Here is a 17,893-nt window from a genome sequence, read left to right as displayed (position 1 = left end):
TTACGCCGCGCGCAGCAACGTCAGCCTGGCCTTGCCCACGCGCCGCTCGGCGTCGATTTCGAAACCGGCGACGGCGATGTCTTCCTTGTCGGCGGTTTCGATCGATATCCAGCTTTCGGGGCCGACCCAGCCCAGCCGCGCCAGCTTGTCGAGCGCAACGCTGCCCGCGCCGGTCGCATAAGGCGCATCGATGAGCAGCAGGTCATAGGCGCGCGGGGCGGGGCCAAGCGACAGAACCGATCCCGCACGCACGTCCGCCCGCGAAAGCGTGCCCAGTGTCGCCAGATTCTTGCGCAGCGCGTCGAGGGCATCGCGGTCCTGTTCGCCGAACAGGCAATGCTGGGCGCCGCGTGACAGTGCCTCTATTCCCAGCGCGCCCGATCCGGCGAACAGGTCGGCGACGTAAAGCCCTTCAAAGCTGCCGAGGCGGCTCGCCAGCATCGAAAACAGCGTTTCCCGGGTGCGGTCGGCGGTCGGGCGGGTCGCGTCGTTGCGCGGGGCGACCAGCTTTCGCCCCCGCCATTCTCCGGCGATGACCCTCATTTCGCCATCCGGCGACGGAATTGGAACAAGGCATCGCGCGGTACGATTTCGACCGCGCCGACGTCCAGGTCCCTTATGTCGAATTCGCCATAGCGTGTCCGGATCAGTCGGCTGACCTGCAACCCCAGATGTTCGAGGACCCGCCGAACCTCGCGATTCTTGCCTTCGGTCAGTGTCAGTTCGATCCATTGGTTGCGGCCCGTCCGGCGTTCCAGATTGGCGTCGATCTTGCCATAGCGAATGCCGTCGATCTCGATCCCCTCGACCAGATCCTCAAGCTGAGTCTGGCTGATGTCGCCGAAAGCGCGGGCGCGATAGGTGCGTTCGACGCCGCTCGCGGGCAATTCCAGTTGCCGCTTGAACTCGCCATCGTTGGTCAGCAGCAACAGCCCCTCGGTGTTGTAATCGAGCCGACCGACCGGCATCAGTCGCGGCAGTCCCTTGGGCAGGATGTCATAAATGGTCTTGCGGCCCTTGGGGTCGCGGGCGGCGGTCAGGCATCCCGCCGGCTTGTGAAAGCGATAGAGGCGCGTCGATACCGGTTTCGCGACCGGATTGCCGTCCACTGTCAGGCCGTCGAGCGAGGCGAGCAGCGGGGCGGGCTGGCTTATCGTTTCGCCATTCAGCGCGATGCGCCCTTCCTCGATCATCCGTTCGACGTCGCGCCGCGACCCGACTCCGGCGCGGGCGAGCAGCTTGGCAATCCGCTGCGGCCCCTCTTCGTTTTCGGGGGCAGGCGCCGCCTTGCGCGGAGGCTGCGCGGCGCGGGCGGCACGGCGGCCACCCGGTGGATTGCCGCGCGGTGCGGCCGGATTGGGCGAACGGGGAGGGCGACGGGTCGTCATGGGAACGGAAACGGCTTTCATGTCGTTGGTCAGGCAGCAACTGTTGCGCCCGCGCCACGCTCATAGCCGGAAAAGTGTCGCTTCGTCGATGGGAAGCAAAAGGGGTCTTGCACCCGCGTCGGGAGGCAGCCATGCACATGAACAAAGGGAGACCTTATGCTCTTCGCGTCCCGCCCGTCCTGTATCAAGCGCCTGTTGGTTATCGAGGATGACCCGCTGGTCGCTTTCGATAACGAGCGGACGCTGAAACATGGCGGCTATGATGTCGTCGCGACGGTCGATTCGGGCGAAGATGCCGTGGCGGCTATCGCATCGGAACAGATTGATGCGCTGGTTCTCGACCTGGAACTCGCCGGCCATATGTCGGGGCGAGAAGTGGCACGGCTAGCACGCGACCGCGGTATTGCGGTGCTGCTGGTCACGGGAAAGTGCCCCGACGATGCTGCCGAAATCGCGCTGGCCTGCCTGCACAAACCGCATGGCGCGGCGGCACTGGTCGGCGCCTTGCGGGCGATCGAGAGCATGATCTGCAAGAACAAGGCGCCGCGAAAGATCACCGGCCTCGAAACTTTCTGGCGGCCCGAAGCCGCCTAGGGCGTCGGAGCGCACAGCGCCCGGGGCGGGTTGATAAATAGCCGCTTCCAATTTGGTGCCAAGGCTTTAGGCCTTTTCCTTCAATCGCGGTGTGCGGGAAGGGAACGCAAATGCAACTTGGGCTCGATACGGCTGTGCTGGTCGCGGTGATCGCACTGGTGATCGGCCTGGCTTTCGTGATCCCGAGTTTCTCACCATACCGAAAGCCGATGCCGATCGTCGCTTTTCTGCTTGGCATTTCAAGCGGATTTCCGCTGACCTTGCTGCTTGGCACCATGACCTTCTGGCTGTCGAAGGTCGGGATTGAAAAGTCGACCATCGGCTTCGCGATCGGTCTGACCACCCCTTATACGCTGAAATTCCTGTGGGCGCCGCTGGTCGATCGCCTGCCGCTGCCCTTTTTGACCAAGGCGTTTGGACAGCGACGGGGTTGGTTGTTTTTCATCCAGGCGCTGCTTGTCGTCGCGATCTGGAATCTCGGCACCAGCAATCCGACGAACGAAAATCTGGCGCCTTTCGCCTTTTGGGCGATCGCTGTCGCCTTTCTGTCCGCGACGCAGGACATTGTCATCGACGCCTATCGTATCGAGATATTGTCCGATGCGGAGTTGCCGCACGGCACCGCGATGAACCAGTTCGGGTATCGCACCGGCAATCTGATCGCGGGCGTCGGGACGATCGCGCTTGCGTCGCCGGAAGGGTTCAATCTTGGCTGGGCGGCGGCCTATGGCTTTACCGGCCTTGCCGTGCTGCCCGCACTGCTCGGCGCGCTTTATGCGGGGCCGGGCCGTTTCGACCCGTCCCGCGCCAATGCGCTGGCCGGCGGTTTCGGCGCATGGCTGACGGATACGGTGGTCAATCCGTTCCGCGAATTCCTTGGCCGCAATGGCGCCGTGCTGATCCTGCTGTTCGTCCTGGTTTACAAGGTTGGCGATGCGATGGGGCAAGGAATGCTCAATCCGATGATTGTCGAGTTGGGTTTCACCGACACCGAGTTCGTGGCGATCAACAAGGGGGTCGGTTTCGTCGCGCTGATCGTCGGCTCTGCGTGCGGGGCGCCCTTTATCGCCTGGCTCGGTATGGGGCGCGCGCTGCTTGTCTCGGGGCTGCTGATGATGTTCAGCAACCTGCTGTTCGCGGTGCTGGCCGGCGTCGGGCATTCGCCGCTGATGCTCGCCATTGCCGTTGGAACCGAAAATTTCACCAGCGGCATCGGCCTGACCGTCTTCGTGACCTATTTGTCGGGGCTGTCGAGCCTTGCCTATACGGCGACCCAGTTCGCGCTTCTGTCGTCCTTCGCCGCCGTCGGGCGGACGTGGCTCGCGACCCCGGGCGGTTATCTGGCTGAGGGGCTTGGCTGGGTTGGCTTCTGGGTCGTGACCGTGGTCATCGCGATCCCTGGCATGTTGCTGTTGTGGATATTGTGGCGCAAGGGTTTCGTCGTCCAGACGGTGCGTCAGCCGAGCACGGAGGATGACGGCCACGAACCCGCCCTTGCTGAAGGGGACAGGCCGAAACCAGCGGGAGGCTGATCGGCTTTTGGCCTAGACGGGCGGTTCGCCGTTCGCGTTCAGCACCGTGCCTGCGAGATAGAGCGACCCTGCGATCAGGACGATGTCCTTGTCGGGATCGATGGGAAGGCCGACCAGCGCCTCTTCGATGCTGGCGGCGCTGCGCGCGGCGGGGCCGAAGGCAGCGGCGGCATGATGTTCGTGCCCCGGCACCGGGACGACGGTGACGCTCGAAAGCCGGTATTTCAGCGGCGCAAGGAGCGCGTCGGGATGCTTGTTCGCCAGCATCCCCGTAACCAGATGGATGCGGCGCGGCTCGCGTTCGAAATGTATGGCAATATGCTTCCCTGCGTCGGCGTTGTGCGCGCCATCGAGCCATATTTCGGTGTTCGCCGGAAGCAGTTCGGTGAGCGGTCCGGGGGCCAGTTTTTGCAGGCGCGCCGGCCAGAAGGCGTTGGCAACGCCGCGCGCGATGGCGTCGGGCGCTGGGCACGGGTCGGCGAGCTGGAGCATCGCGATGGCGAGCCCGGCGTTGCGCATCTGGTGCTCCCCCGCCATGCGCGGCTGGAGCGACATCGGGGGGCTGCGGCGCTTGGAATGCCAGCGAAAGCCAGCTTCGGCGGGCTCGACCGACCAGCCTTCGCCTTCGGAAAAAGGGGTGACGCCCGCCGCGGCGGCGCGGCCGGCGATGACGTCCATGACCGGCGGGGCATAGGCAAGGGTCGCGAGCGCGGCGCCGGGCTTGATGATCCCCGCCTTTTCCCACGCGATCCGTTCGGCGGCGCCGGCGGGCGTTCCGGCCTCGGGCGCGAGCAGGAAGGCTTCATGGTCGATGCCGAGCGAGGCGATGCCGCAGACCGCGGGGGCGGGAATGATGTTCGTCGCGTCGAGCCGCCCGCCAAGCCCGACCTCGACGATGCAATCGTCGGCGGGAATGCGCGAAAAGGCGAGAAAGGCGGCGGCGGTGGTGATTTCGAAAAAACTCGCGTGCAAATCATGCGCGACGTCGAGCACTTCGGCGAGCAGCGCCGCGAGATGCGCGTCGTCGATCAAGGTGCCCGCGAGGCGGATGCGTTCGTTAAAGCGCACCAGATGCGGGCTGGTGTAGCTGTGCACACGGCGCCCGTCGGCTTCGAGAATGGCGCGCAGAAAGGTGCAGGTCGATCCCTTGCCGTTGGTCCCCGCGACATGGAAGGTGCGCGGCAGGCGATGCTGGGGATTACCGAGACGGCGGCAGAGTTCGGCGATGCGTTCGAGCCCCAAAATGTCGCGGCCTGGCGACAGCGCGGCGAGGCGGTCGAGCTGGGCCTGGACGGCAGAATCAGAGCTGTGCGCGTGGTCGGGCATGGCGGGCGGACCTGCAAAAGGGCGTCATTGCGAGGAACCGAAGGCGGCGCGGCAATCCAGAATGAGCGTGAACTTCGCTGGATTGCTGCGCGTCGCTCGTAATGGCGAAAGGTTATAGTTCAGGCCGCTTTCTCCGGCGCCATATAACCGATCAGGCGGCCCAGCGTTGCTGGCAGTTCCTTCCTGTGGACGACCATGTCGATCATCCCGTGATCGAGCAGATATTCGGCGCGCTGGAACCCTTCGGGCAGCTTTTCGCGGATCGTATTCTCGATCACCCGCTGGCCCGCGAAGCCGATCAGCGCTTTGGGTTCGCTGATCTGGATATCGCCGAGCATCGCATAGCTGGCGGTGACGCCGCCCGTCGTCGGATCGGTGAGGAGGACGATATAGGGGAGGCCGGCACGGCGCAGGCGCGCTAGCGCCACCGTGGCGCGCGGCATCTGCATCAGCGACAGCGTGCCTTCCTGCATCCGCGCGCCGCCCGCCGCGGTGATGGCGATATAGGGGCATCCGCGCTTGATCGCCTGTTCGACCCCGGCGACAAAGGCTTCGCCGACCGCGACGCCCATTGATCCGCCCATGAAGGCGAAATCCTGGACGCCGACGACGGCCGGGCGGCCGTCGATATGGCCGTACCCGTTTTGAAAGGCATCGCGGTCGCCGGTCTGCGCGCGCGCCGCTTTGATGCGATCGACATATTTCTTGGTATCGCGGAATTTCAGCGGATCTTCGGGCGCGGCGGGTGCAGGCAGGATTTCGTGCAATCCGCCGTCGAACAGCTGCGCGAAACGCTCCTTCGCGCCGATCCTGTCATGATGGTCGCAGCGCGGGCAGACGTTCAGATTATCTTCCCATTCCTTGACGAACACCATCTGCTGGCACTGGCGGCATTTGTGCCAAAGATTGTCCGCCGTATCGCGCTTGGCGGTGAAGGGCAGGGCGTTGCGGACGCGGTCGAGCCAGCTCATGCGGCGATCTCCTTTGCGCCGTGAATAGCATCGGCGAGGGTGCGGGTGAAAGCCTCGACATGCGGCGCGGCGGCGTCCCCATGCTCGGCGATGATATCGATAAAGGCCGATCCGACAACCACGCCATCGGCGACGCGCGCGATGCTTGCGGCCTGTTCGGGCGTGCGGACGCCGAAGCCCACTGCGACGGGCAGGTCGGTCGAGGCCTTGAGGCGCGCAACGGCATCCTCGATGCTCGCCTGCGCAGCCTGCTGCAGACCTGTGATCCCGGCGACCGAGACATAATAGAGGAAGCCGCCCGCGCCGTTCAGCACGTCGGGCAGTCGCGCGGCGTCGGTGGTCGGAGTCGCAAGACGGATCAGGTCGACCCCGGCGGTGCGAAGCGCAGGGCCGAGTTCGGCGTCTTCCTCCGACGGAATATCGACGCAGATCACGCCGTCTACACCAGCTTTCGCGCATTCGGCGGCAAACCATTCGGGACCGCGAACCGTCATCGGATTGGCATAGCCCATCAAGACGAGCGGCGTGTCGGGATGGCGCTGGCGAAAGGCGGCGGCCATCGCGAAAATGTCGGCGGTGGTCGTGCCCTTGGCGAGGCTGCGCAGATTCGCAGCCTGGATCGCGGGGCCGTCGGCCATCGGGTCGGTGAAGGGCATCCCCAGCTCGATCACATCGGCACCCCCCGCGACAAGCGCGTCGAGGTTCGCGGCGGTATCGCCATCGCCGCCGGTGATAAAGGCGACGAGCGCGGGGCGCGGCTTGGCGAAGGTGGCGGCGAAGCGGGTCATTCGTCTCTTTCGTTTCTGCTAGGCCATAACAAAATCAGCAGTAAGGGGGATAACAGATAGGCCGCGATCATTTTAGCACCGCGACGTTGATCGAGTTGATCCGCAAGCCAAGGCCATTCCACAATTTCGTTCAGGTAGTAAAGCAGGGGCATCACACAGATTACACCCACGATCCAGAACAGTGCGATCGCGTGTCGCCTCTGCTTCAAAGCTTCACCCCCAGCGCCTCAGCGACAGTGAATATATCCTTGTCCCCCCGGCCCGAGCAATTGACGATGATGATCTTGTCCGGGCCCAGTGTCGGCGCGATGCGTTCGGCAGCCGCTATCGCATGCGCGCTTTCGAGCGCGGGGATGATGCCTTCGAGCTTCGTCAGCTTCTGGAAGCTCGCGAGCGCTTCGGCGTCGGTGACGGGCTCATAACGCACGCGGCCGATGTCGTGCAGCCAGCTATGCTCGGGTCCGATACCCGGATAGTCGAGGCCGGCCGAGATGCTGTGCGCTTCGGTGATCTGGCCGTCTTCGTCCTGCAATAGATAGGTTTTGTTGCCGTGCAGGATGCCGGGTTTTCCGCCCGCGAGGCTCGCGGCATGCTTGCCATCCAGCCCTTCGCCCGCCGCCTCGACGCCGACGATCTCGACGCTTTCATCGTCGAGAAAGGGATGGAACAGGCCGATCGCGTTCGACCCGCCGCCGACCGGCGCGATCAGCATGTCGGGCAGGCGCCCCTCAGTCTCCAATATCTGTGCGCGCGCTTCTTCGCCGATCACCGACTGGAAATCGCGGACAAGCTCGGGATAGGGGTGCGGCCCGGCCACCGTGCCGATGATATAGAAAGTGTCGTGGACGTTCGCGACCCAGTGGCGCAGCGCCTCGTTCATTGCATCCTTCAGCGTCTTGGCGCCGCTTTCGACGGCAACGACCTCGGCGCCGAGCAATTTCATGCGGAACACGTTCGGCTGTTGCCGCGCGACGTCGACCGCGCCCATGAAGATGGTGCAGGGCAGGCCGAACAGCGCCGCGACGGTCGCGGTGGCGACGCCATGCTGCCCCGCGCCGGTCTCGGCGATGATCTTCGTCTTGCCCATGCGTTTGGCGAGCAGGATCTGGCCGATGCAATTGTTGATCTTGTGCGCGCCGGTGTGGTTGAGATCCTCGCGCTTCAGATAGATTTTGGCGCCGCCGAGCGCGTTCGTCAGCCGCTCGGCGAACCACAGCGGGCTCGGACGCCCGACGTAATTTTTGAGCAGATCATCAAACTCGGCCTTGAACGCCGGGTCGGTTTGCGCGCTGCGATATTCACGCTCGAGATCGAGGATCAGCGGCATCAGCGTTTCGGCGACATAGCGGCCGCCAAAGTCGCCGAAATGGCCGCGCGCGTCGGGGCCGGTGCGAAGGCTGTTGGGCAAGTTGGTCATCGTCCCGCCGCTTTAAGGAAAGCCGCGATCTTGTCCACATCCTTGACGCCCGGCGCGCTTTCGACCCCCGACGAAACATCGACCAGCGGCGCCCCGGTTTCGGCGATCGCCTGGCCGACATTGTCGATCGTCAGCCCGCCCGCCAGGCCCCAGTCCATATTGTGCCGGTGCCCGGCCAGCAGCGACCAGTCGAAGCGCGTGCCGTTGCCGCCGGGCAGCGCCTGTGCCGGGGCGTCGAACAGGATGCGATCGGCGATGCCGCGATATTTCTGCATGCGGTCGAGCGTGCCGGTGTCCTTCAGTCCTACCGCCTTCCAGATTTCGGCGGGCACCAGCCGCTTGACGGCGGCGAGCCACTCGGGGGTCTCGCTGCCGTGAAACTGGATGATGTCGGGCTGGATCATCGACAGCGCCTGCCCGGTCAGTGCTTGCGATGCGTTGACGAGAAGCAGGGCGACCTGGACCCGCCCCTTTGCATATTGGCGCAGGTCAGCCGCCGTTTTGAGGTCAAGGTGGCGCGAGCTCGGCTCGAAATGGACGAGCCCGATGTGCGTGACGCCGTGCGCGATGGCGGCATCGATATCCTGACGGGTCTTGAGGCCGCAGATTTTGACGAGAGGGGGCATGGTTGTCCTTAATGACTGCGCTTGCCGCTTGCTTCGAAGGTGAAGGCTCCAAGGCGGCGGCCTTCGTGCATCGCCCTGTTTGCCGCAGCCGTGCTCGACACCAACGATAGGGGGGCTTCGCCTAGAGCGTTGCCTCGATCGCGCGGGCGGCAAGATCGGGGTCGGACGACTGGCTGATCGGGCGGCCCACGACCAGGATCGAGGCGCCGTCCGCCATTGCCTGGGCCGGAGTGACGATACGCTTCTGGTCGCCCGCCTTGCCGTCCGCGGGGCGAACCCCCGGTACGACGAAGAAACCGCCCGGCCACGCCTTGCGCGCGGCCTTCACTTCCTGTCCCGAACAGACGATGCCATCGAGTCCGGAGGTGCGGGCGAGCGCCGCCAGCCGGACTACCTGATCATGCGGTGTCCCGCTGACGCCGATGTCATCGAGGTCGGGGGCGTCGAGGCTGGTGAGCACGGTGACGCCGACCACCTTGGTATTCAGGCCAGCGGCGGCCTTTGCCTCTTCCATCATGGCGCGGCCGCCCGCAGCATGAACCGTCAGGATCGCGGGCTCCAGCGGCCGCAACGCCTGGATTGCCTTTGCCACCGTGTTCGGAATGTCATGCAGCTTGAGGTCGAGAAAGATGGGAAGCCCGATCTTCGCCATTTCGTGCACGCCATGATGGCCATTGGCACAGAAAAATTCGAGCCCCAGTTTCAGACCCCCGACATGGTGGCGGACCCGCTGCGCCAGCGTCAATGCGGCGTCAAGATGCGGGGTGTCGATGGCGAGATAAAGAGGGGAGCTCATGTTGTGTCCGTCATGGAATGTCGAGGGGCGAGGGCGGCGGTGTGGGCGATGGCGCGGCAGTGCCGGCCGATGCCGAAGGAGCGGTGGCGGCCGTGGTCGGCGCCGGGCTGGCTGATGGTGCCGGGTCCGACGCGCGGTTGGCCATGGCGCGCAGGTCGGACAGTTGGCGTTCGCTGCTATCGAGACGGCGGCGCATCGACCAGCGTGTCGTGCGCAAGGCCACCCACATCGGAAGGCTGCCGATCAGGAAGGCGGCGAAAATCAGCACCGGCAATTTGGTGTCGAGCACCTGGCCGGGCCAGATCGTTACCGTCACCGGACTCCAGTTCGCCATCGCGAACACGACAAGGATGACGGTCAGGAAAACCCAGATGATCGTTCGCAGGATGCCCACTATATCTTGCTCCTCGTTCGGTCCCTGGCCCATTTCTAGGCGAGTTTTTCCGGGTTTTCCAGCCTTGGCCTATCCGCCTTCGAACACCCGGTCGAAGATCGTGTCGACATGCTTCATATGATAGCCGAGATCGAAAAGTTCGGTCAGCTGATCGGCTGACAGACGCGCGGTGACGTCGGTATCGCCCTTGAGCAGATCGAGCAGCGACAGCTGGCCATCGCTTTCCCATACTTTCATCGCGTTACGCTGGACGAGGCGATAGCTGTCCTCGCGGCTCGCGCCCGCCTGGGTGAGTGCCAGCAGCACGCGCTGCGAATGAACCAGCCCGCCCATGCGGTCGAGGTTTTTCTGCATCCGCTCAGGATAGACGAGCAGCTTGTCGACCACTCCGGTCAGCCGCGCGAGCGCGAAATCGAGCGTGATGGTGGCATCGGGCCCGATGAAGCGTTCGACCGACGAATGGCTGATGTCGCGTTCGTGCCACAGCGCGACATTTTCGAGCGCCGGGGTGACGGCGCTGCGCACCATGCGCGCGAGGCCGGTCAGATTTTCGGTGAGCACCGGGTTGCGCTTGTGCGGCATGGCCGACGAACCCTTTTGGCCGGGCGAGAAATATTCCTCGGCCTCCAGCACCTCGGTACGCTGCAAATGGCGCACTTCGGTCGCGAGGCGCTCGATCGACCCGGCGATAACGCCGAGCGTGGCAAAGAACATCGCGTGGCGATCGCGGGGTATCACCTGCGTCGACACCGGCTCGACAGCGAGGCCCAGCTTTTCCGCGACATGTGCCTCGACACGCGGATCGATGTTGGCGAAGGTTCCGACCGCGCCCGATACGGCGCAGGTCGCGATTTCGGCGCGTGCGGCGACAAGGCGAGCCTTGCAGCGCGAAAATTCGGCATAGGCCTGTGCCAGCTTGAGCCCGAAGGTGACGGGTTCGGCGTGGATGCCGTGGCTGCGGCCGATCGTCGGGGTCAGCTTGTGCTCATAGGCGCGGCGCTTGATCGCGGCGAGCAGCGCATCGAGGTCGGCGAGCAAAATGTCGGCCGCCTGGGCAAGCTGGACGGCAAGGCAGGTGTCGAGGACGTCCGAAGAGGTCATGCCCTGGTGCATGAAGCGCGCTTCGTCGCCGACATTTTCAGCCACCCAGGTCAGAAAGGCGATGACGTCATGCTTCGTCACCGCTTCGATCGCGTCGATCGCCTCGACGTCGATTTTCGGGTTGGTGGCCCACCAGTCCCACAGGGCCTTGGCGGCGGATTTCGGAACGGTTCCCAGCTCGGCGAGGGCATCGGTGGCGTGCGCTTCGATCTCGAACCAGATGCGAAAGCGATTCTCGGCCGACCAGATCGCGGTCATATCCGGCCTGGCGTAACGCGGGACCATTTGAAATTCCTTCCTTTTTGTCGGCTTGTCGCGGATTCGAAGCGGAACCGCGCTTAGGCGCCCCCTAGCAGCGGCGGGCCGCTTCGCCAATCACCGCCATCTCGCAACTTCCCGTTTGTGCCCGCCGTTGACCCCATGCCCCTTCAGACAAGGCGGTGGGTCAGATGCTCCGGCGAACCTGCCGCCGCTACAGGAGATTTCGAATGTTGAAGCAAGTTCTTTTGATCGGTGCGGCCGCGATCAGCGCCCCGGCATTGGCGCAAGCAACGCCCGCTTCGGACGACAGCAGCCCGCCGACCGAGCAGGTCGAGCCTATGGCGGAACCGGCCCCGGCCGAACCCGCGAGCAGCGATCCGGTATCCGCGCAGCCCGCACCATCGGGCACGACGGCCACCCCCGCACAGGTGGCAAAGATCGTCGAAAGTGAATTCGCTAGCTACGACGGCGATGCGAACGGCGATCTCGACGAGAGCGAATTTGCTGCGTGGATGAAGAAACTGCGTGCGGCGACCGAGCCGGGTGTGGATACCGAATCGGAAGCTGTCAAAAGCTGGATCGGTCAAGCCTTCGGCGCCGCCGATGCCGACAAGTCTGGCGGCGTCAACAAGGCGGAACTGACCAGCTTCCTGTCGCGCGGCGCCTGATAGGCATCGCTGCGGCACGGTGCAGCCGTCGGAGCGATCCGGCGGCTGCACTTCGCTATGGGAAACGCTCGGGCGACCGCCCGCTTAACCCTGTCTGGCGGCCTGTTCGACCTCGACGATCGTGAGGTTTCGCTTGTGCCCGTCGCGGTCGGGCCACGGAATCGATTGGCCCTTGCGCAGGCCGATCAATCCCGCGCCGATCGGCGTCAGAATGGAAATGCGTCCGTTCGCGATGTCCGCTTCCCCCGGATAGACAAGGCGCACGGTGCGTTCCGCGCCGTTCGCTTCGTCGATAAAGGTGACGGTCGATCCCATGGCGACGATATCGCCTGGAAACTTCGCCGCGCTGTGGACGGTCGCGCGTTCGATTTCGCCCAGCAGCAGTTCGGACACCTGCGGCAGTTGTTCTTCCTTGCTGAGCGCAAGGCTGGTCAGCGCATCGGCTTCGGTGTCGATCATGTGGATGCGCGGCCGACGGGCCGCGAGTTGCGTGGTCATGACTTGGCTTTCGAGACAGGGGGGGCGCATCACCGGCGCCCGCGGCAGTATCTTTATTCGGTTCACCCCGGGCTCGGGCCACGGGGACGCCGGAACCCGGGGCTAAATGCCCGCGAGAAGCTGACCTCCGTGGAGGCGAAAGCGAAGAAAGCCGATCCGAGTCTGCATCACGCGATGATGGTGCGGCGACGTTGCCAAGTCAAACGGACAAATCGCCGGGGGCGCGACGGGAACGCCGAAAGCTTTGTTACAGCAAGCCCATCGATCGCAGGCTGCGATGGTGGGAGCCGCCGATGACGATATGGTCGTGCAGGACAATGCCCAGCTTTGCCGCGGCTTCGGCAAGGTCGCGGGTGATGGCGATATCCTGTCGGCTGGGTTCCGGGTTGCCGCTTGGGTGGTTGTGGACGATGATCAGTGCGGAAGCCCCGAGTTCCAGGGCGCGCCGGATAATCTCGCGCACATAGATGGCCGATTGATCGATCGATCCTTCGCTGACCATTTCGTCGCGGATCAGCATGTTGCGGTTGTTCAGGTAAAGAACGCGGACACGTTCGATGTCGATGGGGCCCATGTCGGCGCGCAGCCAGTCTAGCAGCGCATCCCAACTGGAAAGTAGCGGCTTGTCGCGAAAATCTTCCTTTAACAGGAACAGGCTGGCGGCCTGGACGATCTTCAGCGCCGTAATGCCCGTATCGCCGAGGCCATCGACCCGGCGCAGCGATTGCGGGTCGGCGCTGATGATCTGCGATACCGATCCAAATTCGCGAAGCAGGGCCTTTGCGAGCGGCTTGGTATCGCGGCGCGGGATGGCGAGCGCGAGCAGATATTCGACCAGTTCATAATCGGCGAGGCTTCCGGGATCGGAGAGCAACCGGGCGCGCAGGCGGGAGCGGTGACCCGCATGGTCGGCGGCGGCGGCGGCGGGCATGTCTGCCATGACCGGGGAATAACCGCCTTGTCGGCGCTACTCAACGGTCATAGAGTCGGCTTCGTTATGCCGCCGTTCAAAGTCTTGCAGCGAAAGGCGATTTGCCGCGTTGTCGGCTGGATGCAAGGATTGGATGAAGCTTGGATTGCGCGCGGTGGACCGAGTGTCGGGGCCTCATGCTGGAATGGTGCCGCGGCCGACAGGATCGGACGCGCTGATGAACGATGAACTGCCCCCGGACCCGCCGTATCGGAAGCGCCGGATAAAGCGCCGCTGGATTGCCGGGGCGGCCGTTGCCGCGCTGGCAGGCGGCCTTTGGCTCGCAAGGGCCCCGCTTGCCGACAATTTCATCCGCAACGAGATGGCGGGGCGCGATGTTCCTGCCCGCTATACGATTCAAAAGATCGGGCTGCGTACGCAGCGGCTGACCGACATCGCGATTGGTGATCCCAAACGCCCCGACATGACGGCGCGGGTGGTAGAGGTCACGCTGGGCTATGGTTTTGGCGGCCCTTATGTCGCGGGCATTCGCGCCGATGGGGTTCGGCTCTATGGACGTTTCATCGACGGGCGCCTTTCTCTCGGCGCGCTCGACAAGTTCCGCGATCCGACCAGCACGGACCCTTTTGCGTTGCCTGACCTGCGAGTCGTGCTGAACGACGCGCGTGCCAGGGTGGATACGCCCTGGGGGGCAGTGGCGGCCGTGCTCAATGGCGGCGGCAATCTGCGCCAGGATTTCATCGGCAAGCTGGCGCTGGTCGCGCCGCGTATCACCGCGGCGGGATGCCAGGGCGACGACATCAGCTTTTATGGCGCGTTGACGGTTCGTGACGTCAAACCGCGCCTGGTCGGTCCACTGCGGGGCCTGGCCCTGAACTGCGCCGCCGGTGGCGTCCGCGCCGCGAACCCGCAGGTCGCGCTCGACCTTGCGCTGTCCGAACAGCTCACGCAATGGAACGGCGAAGCCGACGCCAGCCTGCTGCGGCTCGCCGCCGGGCCGGTGGTCGCCGAGCGGCTGAGTGTCTTGGCAAGGTTTCACGGCACGACCGCCGAGACGCGCCTAGACATCAATGCCGATATGGCGCGGCTACGTGGCCCCGACTTCACCGCGGCCGAGGTGTCCGTCGATACGAAGGGGCGCGTCGGCACCGGCGCGCCGCAGTTCGGCGGCCGCGTCGCTTTTCGGGATGCCCGTGCGAGCGATCGATTGCGGGGCTCGATTGTAGAGGGCGCGCGCGGCGCGGCCGGAACGCCTGTCGGGCCTCTCGTCTCGCGCGCGGGTTCGGCGCTGGCCAGAATGCTGGCCGATGTCGGGGGCAGCGCCGACTTCGCGCTGGCGGGCGAAGGCGAAACCGCCCGTATCGACCTTGTCGCCCCGCAACTGGCGGCGACCAGCGGCGCCCGTTTTCGCGGAAGCGAAGCGAGCCGCATCAGCTATATTTTCGGTCTGGCGACCCCCGCCGTCGTCGCGTCGGGGCGCTGGTCCTTTGGCGGTGGGGATATGCCGTCGGGGTCGATCGATCTCGATCGCCGCGCCGATGGCAGGCTGCGCGGCGAGGCGCGGTTTGATCCCTATACCGCGGACGGTGCGCGTCTGGCGCTCGCGCCCGTCCGCTTCTCGGGTGATCGCAGCGGCATGATGCGTTTCCAGACCCGAGCCGAGCTGTCGGGGCCGCTGGGCGATGGGCGCGTCGAGCGGCTGGCGATGCCGATTTCGGGGTTTCTGGCGCCCACCGGCGGTTTTGCGCTCGACGGTGGTTGCCGCCGGGTCGGTGCGGATCGCATCGAGGTTTCGGGCTTTCGTCTCGCACGGCCGGCGATCGACCTGTGCAGTCGACCGGGGGCGCCGCTGATCCGCTTCGGCGGGCGCGGGCTGGGCGGCTATTTGCGCATTCCGTCGCTCGACCTGCGCGGTTCCAGCGGCGATGCGCCTTTTTCGGTCGCCAGCGGCGGCGTGGGCGTCGATCTTGCGTCGATGCGCTGGACGGTGGCGGACGCGAACATACAGTTGGGGGGCGATGATACGCCGACGCGCTTCACCGCCGCGACCCTTGGCGGCGGCGCGGTTGCCGGTGGGATGGCAGGCAGGCTCGCAGGCGCGACGGCACGGATTGGTGCTGTCCCGCTCGGCATGAGCGAAATCGAAGGGAAGTGGCACTGGACGGGCGGCGTGCTGGGACTGGACGGCAATCTGCTGCTGACCGATGCAGAGCAGGACGCCCGCTTTGCTCCGCTTGTCGCCAACGGCGCGCAGTTGCGCTTCGCCGACGGGGTAATCGATGCGCGGGCCAGTTTTGCAGAACGGCGCACCGGGACGCGGATCGTCGATGCGGTGATCCGTCATGCGCTGGGCACGGGGGAGGGGAGCGCGGACCTCCATGTCGAGGAAATCCGCTTTGGCGATCGTTTTCAGCCCGATCAACTCACCCGCCTCGCGCTCGGCGTAGTCGCCAATGTCGACGGGTCGGTGGTCGGTGACGGCCGGATCGACTGGAACGAGGCCGGGGTCACGAGTCGCGGCACCTTTGCCACCGCGAACATGAACCTCGCGGCGGCCTTTGGCCCTGTAACGGGGCTGACGTCCACGTTGACGTTCGATGACCTGCTCGACCTGCGGTCGGCGCCGGGACAGGTGGCAAAGCTGAAAGAGGTGAATCCGGGCATCCCGGTGATCGACGGCGAAATCGAATATCACCTGCTCGGCAACAATCGTATCCGGGTCGAAGGCGGCAGCTGGCCGTTCGCGGGCGGGACGCTGCTGCTGCATCCCGCGACGCTCGATTTCAACGCATCGGAACCGCGCCGCCTGTCGTTCGACATCGTCGGGGTCGATGCGGCGGTGTTCCTCCAGCGCTTCGGCTTCGACAATATCAATGCCACGGGCAAGTTCGACGGGACATTGCCGGTCGAATTCGATGGGCTGGGCGGACGGATCGTCGACGGGCGGATCGATTCGCGGGACGGCGGTGGTACGCTCGCCTATGTCGGCGAATTGTCGAATCGCAATCTGGGGACGATCGCCAATTTCGCCTTTGGTGCCTTGCGTTCGCTGAAATATGACGATCTTTCGATCATCATGAACGGCGATCTGGACGGCGAGATGGTGACCGATATCCGTTTCGGCGGCGTCGGGCAGGGCGAGGGCGCAACCCGCAATTTCCTGACCCGGCAGATCGCGAAGCTGCCGCTGGTGTTCAATGTGAAGATCAAGGCGCCCTTCCGCCAGCTTGTGACCTCGGCCAAGGGTTTCTACGATCCGACGATCCTGATCGAACAGAATCTTCCGACCCTGCTGCGCGTGCAGGAGGAACAGGAAGCCGCCCAAAAAGGTGCATTCGCACCCGTTCAGCCCCCAGCAAGCGAGCCTGTGCAATGAAGAATATGACGACAAAAGCGAGGAGGCTGACCATCCGTGGCCGGTGTCTGGCGCTGTTTATCGGGATGACGGCCTTGACCGGCTGCGTCCAGATTGACACGCCCGACAAACCGATCGAAATCAACCTGAACATCAACATCCGTCAGGAAATTGTGTACAGGCTGGATGGTGACGCCAAGAAGCTGATCGAAGAGAATAGTGGGATATTCTGACGGGGAATGATGATGAAGACGCGCATGCAGCAATGGAAACCGGCGGGACTGGCGTTGGCCGCAATCGCGGCGACGACCGTGATTGCCGTGCCTTCGGCGATGGCCCAGCGCGACCCGGCTTACGAGGCCGCGCGCTCGGCAGGGCAGATCGGCGAACAGCCCGACGGTTATCTCGGGTTCGTGACGTCACCGACGCCGGCGGTGCGCGACATGGTCACCGACATCAATATCAAGCGCAAGGCGGCCTATACCAGCGGCGCGCCGCAGGGCAGCACGGTTGAGCAATTCGCCTTCGTGACCGGTTGTAACCTGATCGCAAAGACCAAGCCCGGCGAAAAATACCGCTCGCCCGACGGCAGCTGGCATACCCGCGACGGCAGCCCCCCGATCCGGGATTCGCGCTGCCCCTGACGATCGACACGATCAAGCGGCGGCATGCGTGCCGCCATATGCCGCCGCGCCCCTAAACGCGGCGGCATTTTTGTCGGCCGGCACCAAAGTCAATTTGTGCAGTTGCGTACGGGCATTGACTTCATCGGGCGTCGTTCCTAAACGGACCGCGCCTTAGGGGTCCCCCGAATTTTCGGGCCTTTTTTTGCAGGCGGAATCGGTGGTATTCGGTTCTGTTTCAGGAGGATGGCGCAAGATGACGGGGAACGGCAGCGATCCGGAACCAGCTTCGGAGGATTCGCGCCTGGTCTCGCTCGAAGAGCGATTGGACCGGGCCGAAGCCGCAGAAGCGAAACGGACCGCGGTGAACGCCGGGCCGGAATCCGATGCCAATTACCGGCTCGGAAATCGGGTGCTGGCCGAGCTGCTGGGCGGATTGATCGGCGGAGCCTTGTTCGGCTGGCTGATCGACCGTTTTGCGGGAACCTCGCCCTGGGGGTTGTTGGGGATGTTGTTCCTGGGGGTCGTCGTGGCGTTCCGGAACATTATCCGCATCTCTTCGACGCCGCGCAAATAGTGCGGCGCAACAGGTTTTTTCTGCGGGGCGCCGAAAAAGGCCGTTCC

At 64.6% G+C, this 17,893-nt stretch carries 19 protein-coding genes; 7 read left to right on the top strand and 12 right to left on the bottom strand.

Translation table 11 applies throughout. The annotated features are described in order from the left end of the window. Positions 1-543, bottom strand: coding sequence for a 16S rRNA (guanine(966)-N(2))-methyltransferase RsmD (gene rsmD, locus U0S50_RS06205; RefSeq protein WP_322307906.1), 543 nt, complete (start codon positions 541-543; stop codon positions 1-3). After that, complete coding sequence (locus U0S50_RS06200; protein WP_322307905.1) at positions 540-1,388, bottom strand: pseudouridine synthase; 849 nt, start codon at positions 1,386-1,388, stop codon at positions 540-542. Before U0S50_RS06200 ends, rsmD begins: the two co-directional genes overlap by 4 nt. Positions 1,389-1,544: 156 nt before the next feature. On the opposite strand from U0S50_RS06200, the gene U0S50_RS06195 reads away from it, so the two are divergent. Together U0S50_RS06195 and U0S50_RS06190 are read left to right on the top strand one after the other, a co-directional pair. After that, a complete protein-coding gene (locus U0S50_RS06195) occupies positions 1,545-1,982 on the top strand; it encodes a response regulator (RefSeq protein WP_322307904.1) in 438 nt (145 codons plus the stop codon). Positions 1,983-2,092: 110 nt separating this feature from the next. After that, entirely contained in the window at positions 2,093-3,514 is a 1,422-nt protein-coding gene (locus U0S50_RS06190; protein ID WP_322307903.1) for an AmpG family muropeptide MFS transporter, read from the top strand. A 12-nt stretch (positions 3,515-3,526) separates the two neighbouring features. Here U0S50_RS06190 and U0S50_RS06185 read toward each other — a convergent pair whose 3' ends face one another. The 8 genes from U0S50_RS06185 to purB form a co-directional block, all read right to left on the bottom strand. Then, the gene (locus tag U0S50_RS06185) at positions 3,527-4,840 is read right to left on the bottom strand and encodes a folylpolyglutamate synthase/dihydrofolate synthase family protein (protein WP_322307902.1); all 1,314 of its coding nucleotides are present in this window, start codon (positions 4,838-4,840) and stop codon (positions 3,527-3,529) included. A 119-nt stretch (positions 4,841-4,959) separates the two neighbouring features. After that, positions 4,960-5,811 carry an acetyl-CoA carboxylase, carboxyltransferase subunit beta gene (gene accD / locus U0S50_RS06180; RefSeq protein ID WP_322307901.1) on the bottom strand — a complete coding sequence of 284 codons (852 nt, stop codon included), beginning with the start codon at positions 5,809-5,811 and terminating at the stop codon, positions 4,960-4,962. After that, the gene (gene trpA / locus U0S50_RS06175; RefSeq protein WP_322307900.1) at positions 5,808-6,599 is read right to left on the bottom strand and encodes a tryptophan synthase subunit alpha; all 792 of its coding nucleotides are present in this window, start codon (positions 6,597-6,599) and stop codon (positions 5,808-5,810) included. The genes accD and trpA overlap by 4 nt, the downstream gene beginning before the upstream one ends. A 205-nt stretch (positions 6,600-6,804) precedes the next feature. Continuing rightward, positions 6,805-8,016, bottom strand: coding sequence for a tryptophan synthase subunit beta (gene trpB / locus U0S50_RS06170; protein ID WP_322307899.1), 1,212 nt, complete (start codon positions 8,014-8,016; stop codon positions 6,805-6,807). Further along, positions 8,013-8,642, bottom strand: a complete 630-nt coding sequence (locus tag U0S50_RS06165; protein ID WP_322307898.1) for a phosphoribosylanthranilate isomerase — start codon at positions 8,640-8,642, stop codon at positions 8,013-8,015. The genes trpB and U0S50_RS06165 overlap by 4 nt, the downstream gene beginning before the upstream one ends. A 121-nt stretch (positions 8,643-8,763) precedes the next feature. Next, a complete protein-coding gene (pyrF, locus tag U0S50_RS06160; RefSeq protein ID WP_322307897.1) occupies positions 8,764-9,438 on the bottom strand; it encodes an orotidine-5'-phosphate decarboxylase in 675 nt (224 codons plus the stop codon). A gap of 10 nt (positions 9,439-9,448) precedes the next feature. Beyond that, entirely contained in the window at positions 9,449-9,832 is a 384-nt protein-coding gene (locus tag U0S50_RS06155) for a LapA family protein (protein ID WP_322307896.1), read from the bottom strand. A 69-nt stretch (positions 9,833-9,901) separates the two neighbouring features. Then, positions 9,902-11,218, bottom strand: a complete 1,317-nt coding sequence (gene purB, locus U0S50_RS06150; RefSeq protein WP_322307895.1) for an adenylosuccinate lyase — start codon at positions 11,216-11,218, stop codon at positions 9,902-9,904. 203 nt (positions 11,219-11,421) lie between these two features. Here purB and U0S50_RS06145 point away from each other — a divergent pair, with 203 nt between their 5' ends. Continuing rightward, positions 11,422-11,862, top strand: a complete 441-nt coding sequence (locus U0S50_RS06145) for a calcium-binding protein (RefSeq protein WP_322307894.1) — start codon at positions 11,422-11,424, stop codon at positions 11,860-11,862. A gap of 84 nt (positions 11,863-11,946) precedes the next feature. On the opposite strand, the gene rnk is transcribed toward U0S50_RS06145, so the two are convergent. Together rnk and radC are read right to left on the bottom strand one after the other, a co-directional pair. Next, a complete protein-coding gene (gene rnk / locus U0S50_RS06140) occupies positions 11,947-12,360 on the bottom strand; it encodes a nucleoside diphosphate kinase regulator (RefSeq protein ID WP_322307893.1) in 414 nt (137 codons plus the stop codon). 247 nt (positions 12,361-12,607) lie between these two features. Beyond that, on the bottom strand, positions 12,608-13,300 hold the full coding sequence (gene radC / locus U0S50_RS06135) for a RadC family protein (protein WP_322307892.1): 693 nt from the start codon (positions 13,298-13,300) through the stop codon (positions 12,608-12,610). 208 nt (positions 13,301-13,508) lie between these two features. Here radC and U0S50_RS06130 point away from each other — a divergent pair, with 208 nt between their 5' ends. The 4 genes from U0S50_RS06130 to U0S50_RS06115 all read left to right on the top strand — a co-directional run bounded on the left by U0S50_RS06130 (position 13,509) and on the right by U0S50_RS06115 (position 17,846). Further along, complete coding sequence (locus tag U0S50_RS06130; protein ID WP_322307891.1) at positions 13,509-16,667, top strand: YdbH domain-containing protein; 3,159 nt, start codon at positions 13,509-13,511, stop codon at positions 16,665-16,667. Further along, entirely contained in the window at positions 16,664-16,879 is a 216-nt protein-coding gene (locus tag U0S50_RS06125; RefSeq protein ID WP_322307890.1) for a YnbE family lipoprotein, read from the top strand. Before U0S50_RS06130 ends, U0S50_RS06125 begins: the two co-directional genes overlap by 4 nt. A gap of 9 nt (positions 16,880-16,888) precedes the next feature. Further along, positions 16,889-17,290 (top strand): YdbL family protein, encoded by a 402-nt coding sequence (locus U0S50_RS06120; protein ID WP_322308261.1) that lies wholly within the window; start codon positions 16,889-16,891, stop codon positions 17,288-17,290. Positions 17,291-17,525: 235 nt separating this feature from the next. Next, a complete protein-coding gene (locus tag U0S50_RS06115) occupies positions 17,526-17,846 on the top strand; it encodes an AtpZ/AtpI family protein (protein ID WP_322307889.1) in 321 nt (106 codons plus the stop codon). The last annotated feature ends 47 nt before the right edge of the window (positions 17,847-17,893 follow it).

The organism is Sphingopyxis sp., assembly GCF_034380315.1.
Taxonomy (GTDB): Bacteria; Pseudomonadota; Alphaproteobacteria; order Sphingomonadales; family Sphingomonadaceae; genus Sphingopyxis.
This window is presented reverse-complemented; position numbering and strand designations above follow the sequence as displayed.

What these genes read in the sequence shown, in the direction of transcription:
- rnk (WP_322307893.1), bottom strand. Translation starts at nt 12,360, where the DNA reads ATGACCACGCAACTCGCGGCCCGTCGGCCGCGCATCCACATGATCGAC.
- U0S50_RS06120 (WP_322308261.1), top strand. Translation starts at nt 16,889, where the DNA reads ATGATGAAGACGCGCATGCAGCAATGGAAACCGGCGGGACTGGCGTTG.
- rsmD (WP_322307906.1), bottom strand. Translation starts at nt 543, where the DNA reads ATGAGGGTCATCGCCGGAGAATGGCGGGGGCGAAAGCTGGTCGCCCCG.
- U0S50_RS06185 (WP_322307902.1), bottom strand. Translation starts at nt 4,840, where the DNA reads ATGCCCGACCACGCGCACAGCTCTGATTCTGCCGTCCAGGCCCAGCTC.
- U0S50_RS06125 (WP_322307890.1), top strand. Translation starts at nt 16,664, where the DNA reads ATGAAGAATATGACGACAAAAGCGAGGAGGCTGACCATCCGTGGCCGG.
- pyrF (WP_322307897.1), bottom strand. Translation starts at nt 9,438, where the DNA reads ATGAGCTCCCCTCTTTATCTCGCCATCGACACCCCGCATCTTGACGCC.
- U0S50_RS06130 (WP_322307891.1), top strand. Translation starts at nt 13,509, where the DNA reads ATGAACGATGAACTGCCCCCGGACCCGCCGTATCGGAAGCGCCGGATA.
- U0S50_RS06190 (WP_322307903.1), top strand. Translation starts at nt 2,093, where the DNA reads ATGCAACTTGGGCTCGATACGGCTGTGCTGGTCGCGGTGATCGCACTG.
- trpA (WP_322307900.1), bottom strand. Translation starts at nt 6,599, where the DNA reads ATGACCCGCTTCGCCGCCACCTTCGCCAAGCCGCGCCCCGCGCTCGTC.
- U0S50_RS06200 (WP_322307905.1), bottom strand. Translation starts at nt 1,388, where the DNA reads ATGACGACCCGTCGCCCTCCCCGTTCGCCCAATCCGGCCGCACCGCGC.
- U0S50_RS06115 (WP_322307889.1), top strand. Translation starts at nt 17,526, where the DNA reads ATGACGGGGAACGGCAGCGATCCGGAACCAGCTTCGGAGGATTCGCGC.
- U0S50_RS06195 (WP_322307904.1), top strand. Translation starts at nt 1,545, where the DNA reads ATGCTCTTCGCGTCCCGCCCGTCCTGTATCAAGCGCCTGTTGGTTATC.
- trpB (WP_322307899.1), bottom strand. Translation starts at nt 8,016, where the DNA reads ATGACCAACTTGCCCAACAGCCTTCGCACCGGCCCCGACGCGCGCGGC.
- U0S50_RS06165 (WP_322307898.1), bottom strand. Translation starts at nt 8,642, where the DNA reads ATGCCCCCTCTCGTCAAAATCTGCGGCCTCAAGACCCGTCAGGATATC.
- accD (WP_322307901.1), bottom strand. Translation starts at nt 5,811, where the DNA reads ATGAGCTGGCTCGACCGCGTCCGCAACGCCCTGCCCTTCACCGCCAAG.
- purB (WP_322307895.1), bottom strand. Translation starts at nt 11,218, where the DNA reads ATGGTCCCGCGTTACGCCAGGCCGGATATGACCGCGATCTGGTCGGCC.
- U0S50_RS06145 (WP_322307894.1), top strand. Translation starts at nt 11,422, where the DNA reads ATGTTGAAGCAAGTTCTTTTGATCGGTGCGGCCGCGATCAGCGCCCCG.
- radC (WP_322307892.1), bottom strand. Translation starts at nt 13,300, where the DNA reads ATGGCAGACATGCCCGCCGCCGCCGCCGCCGACCATGCGGGTCACCGC.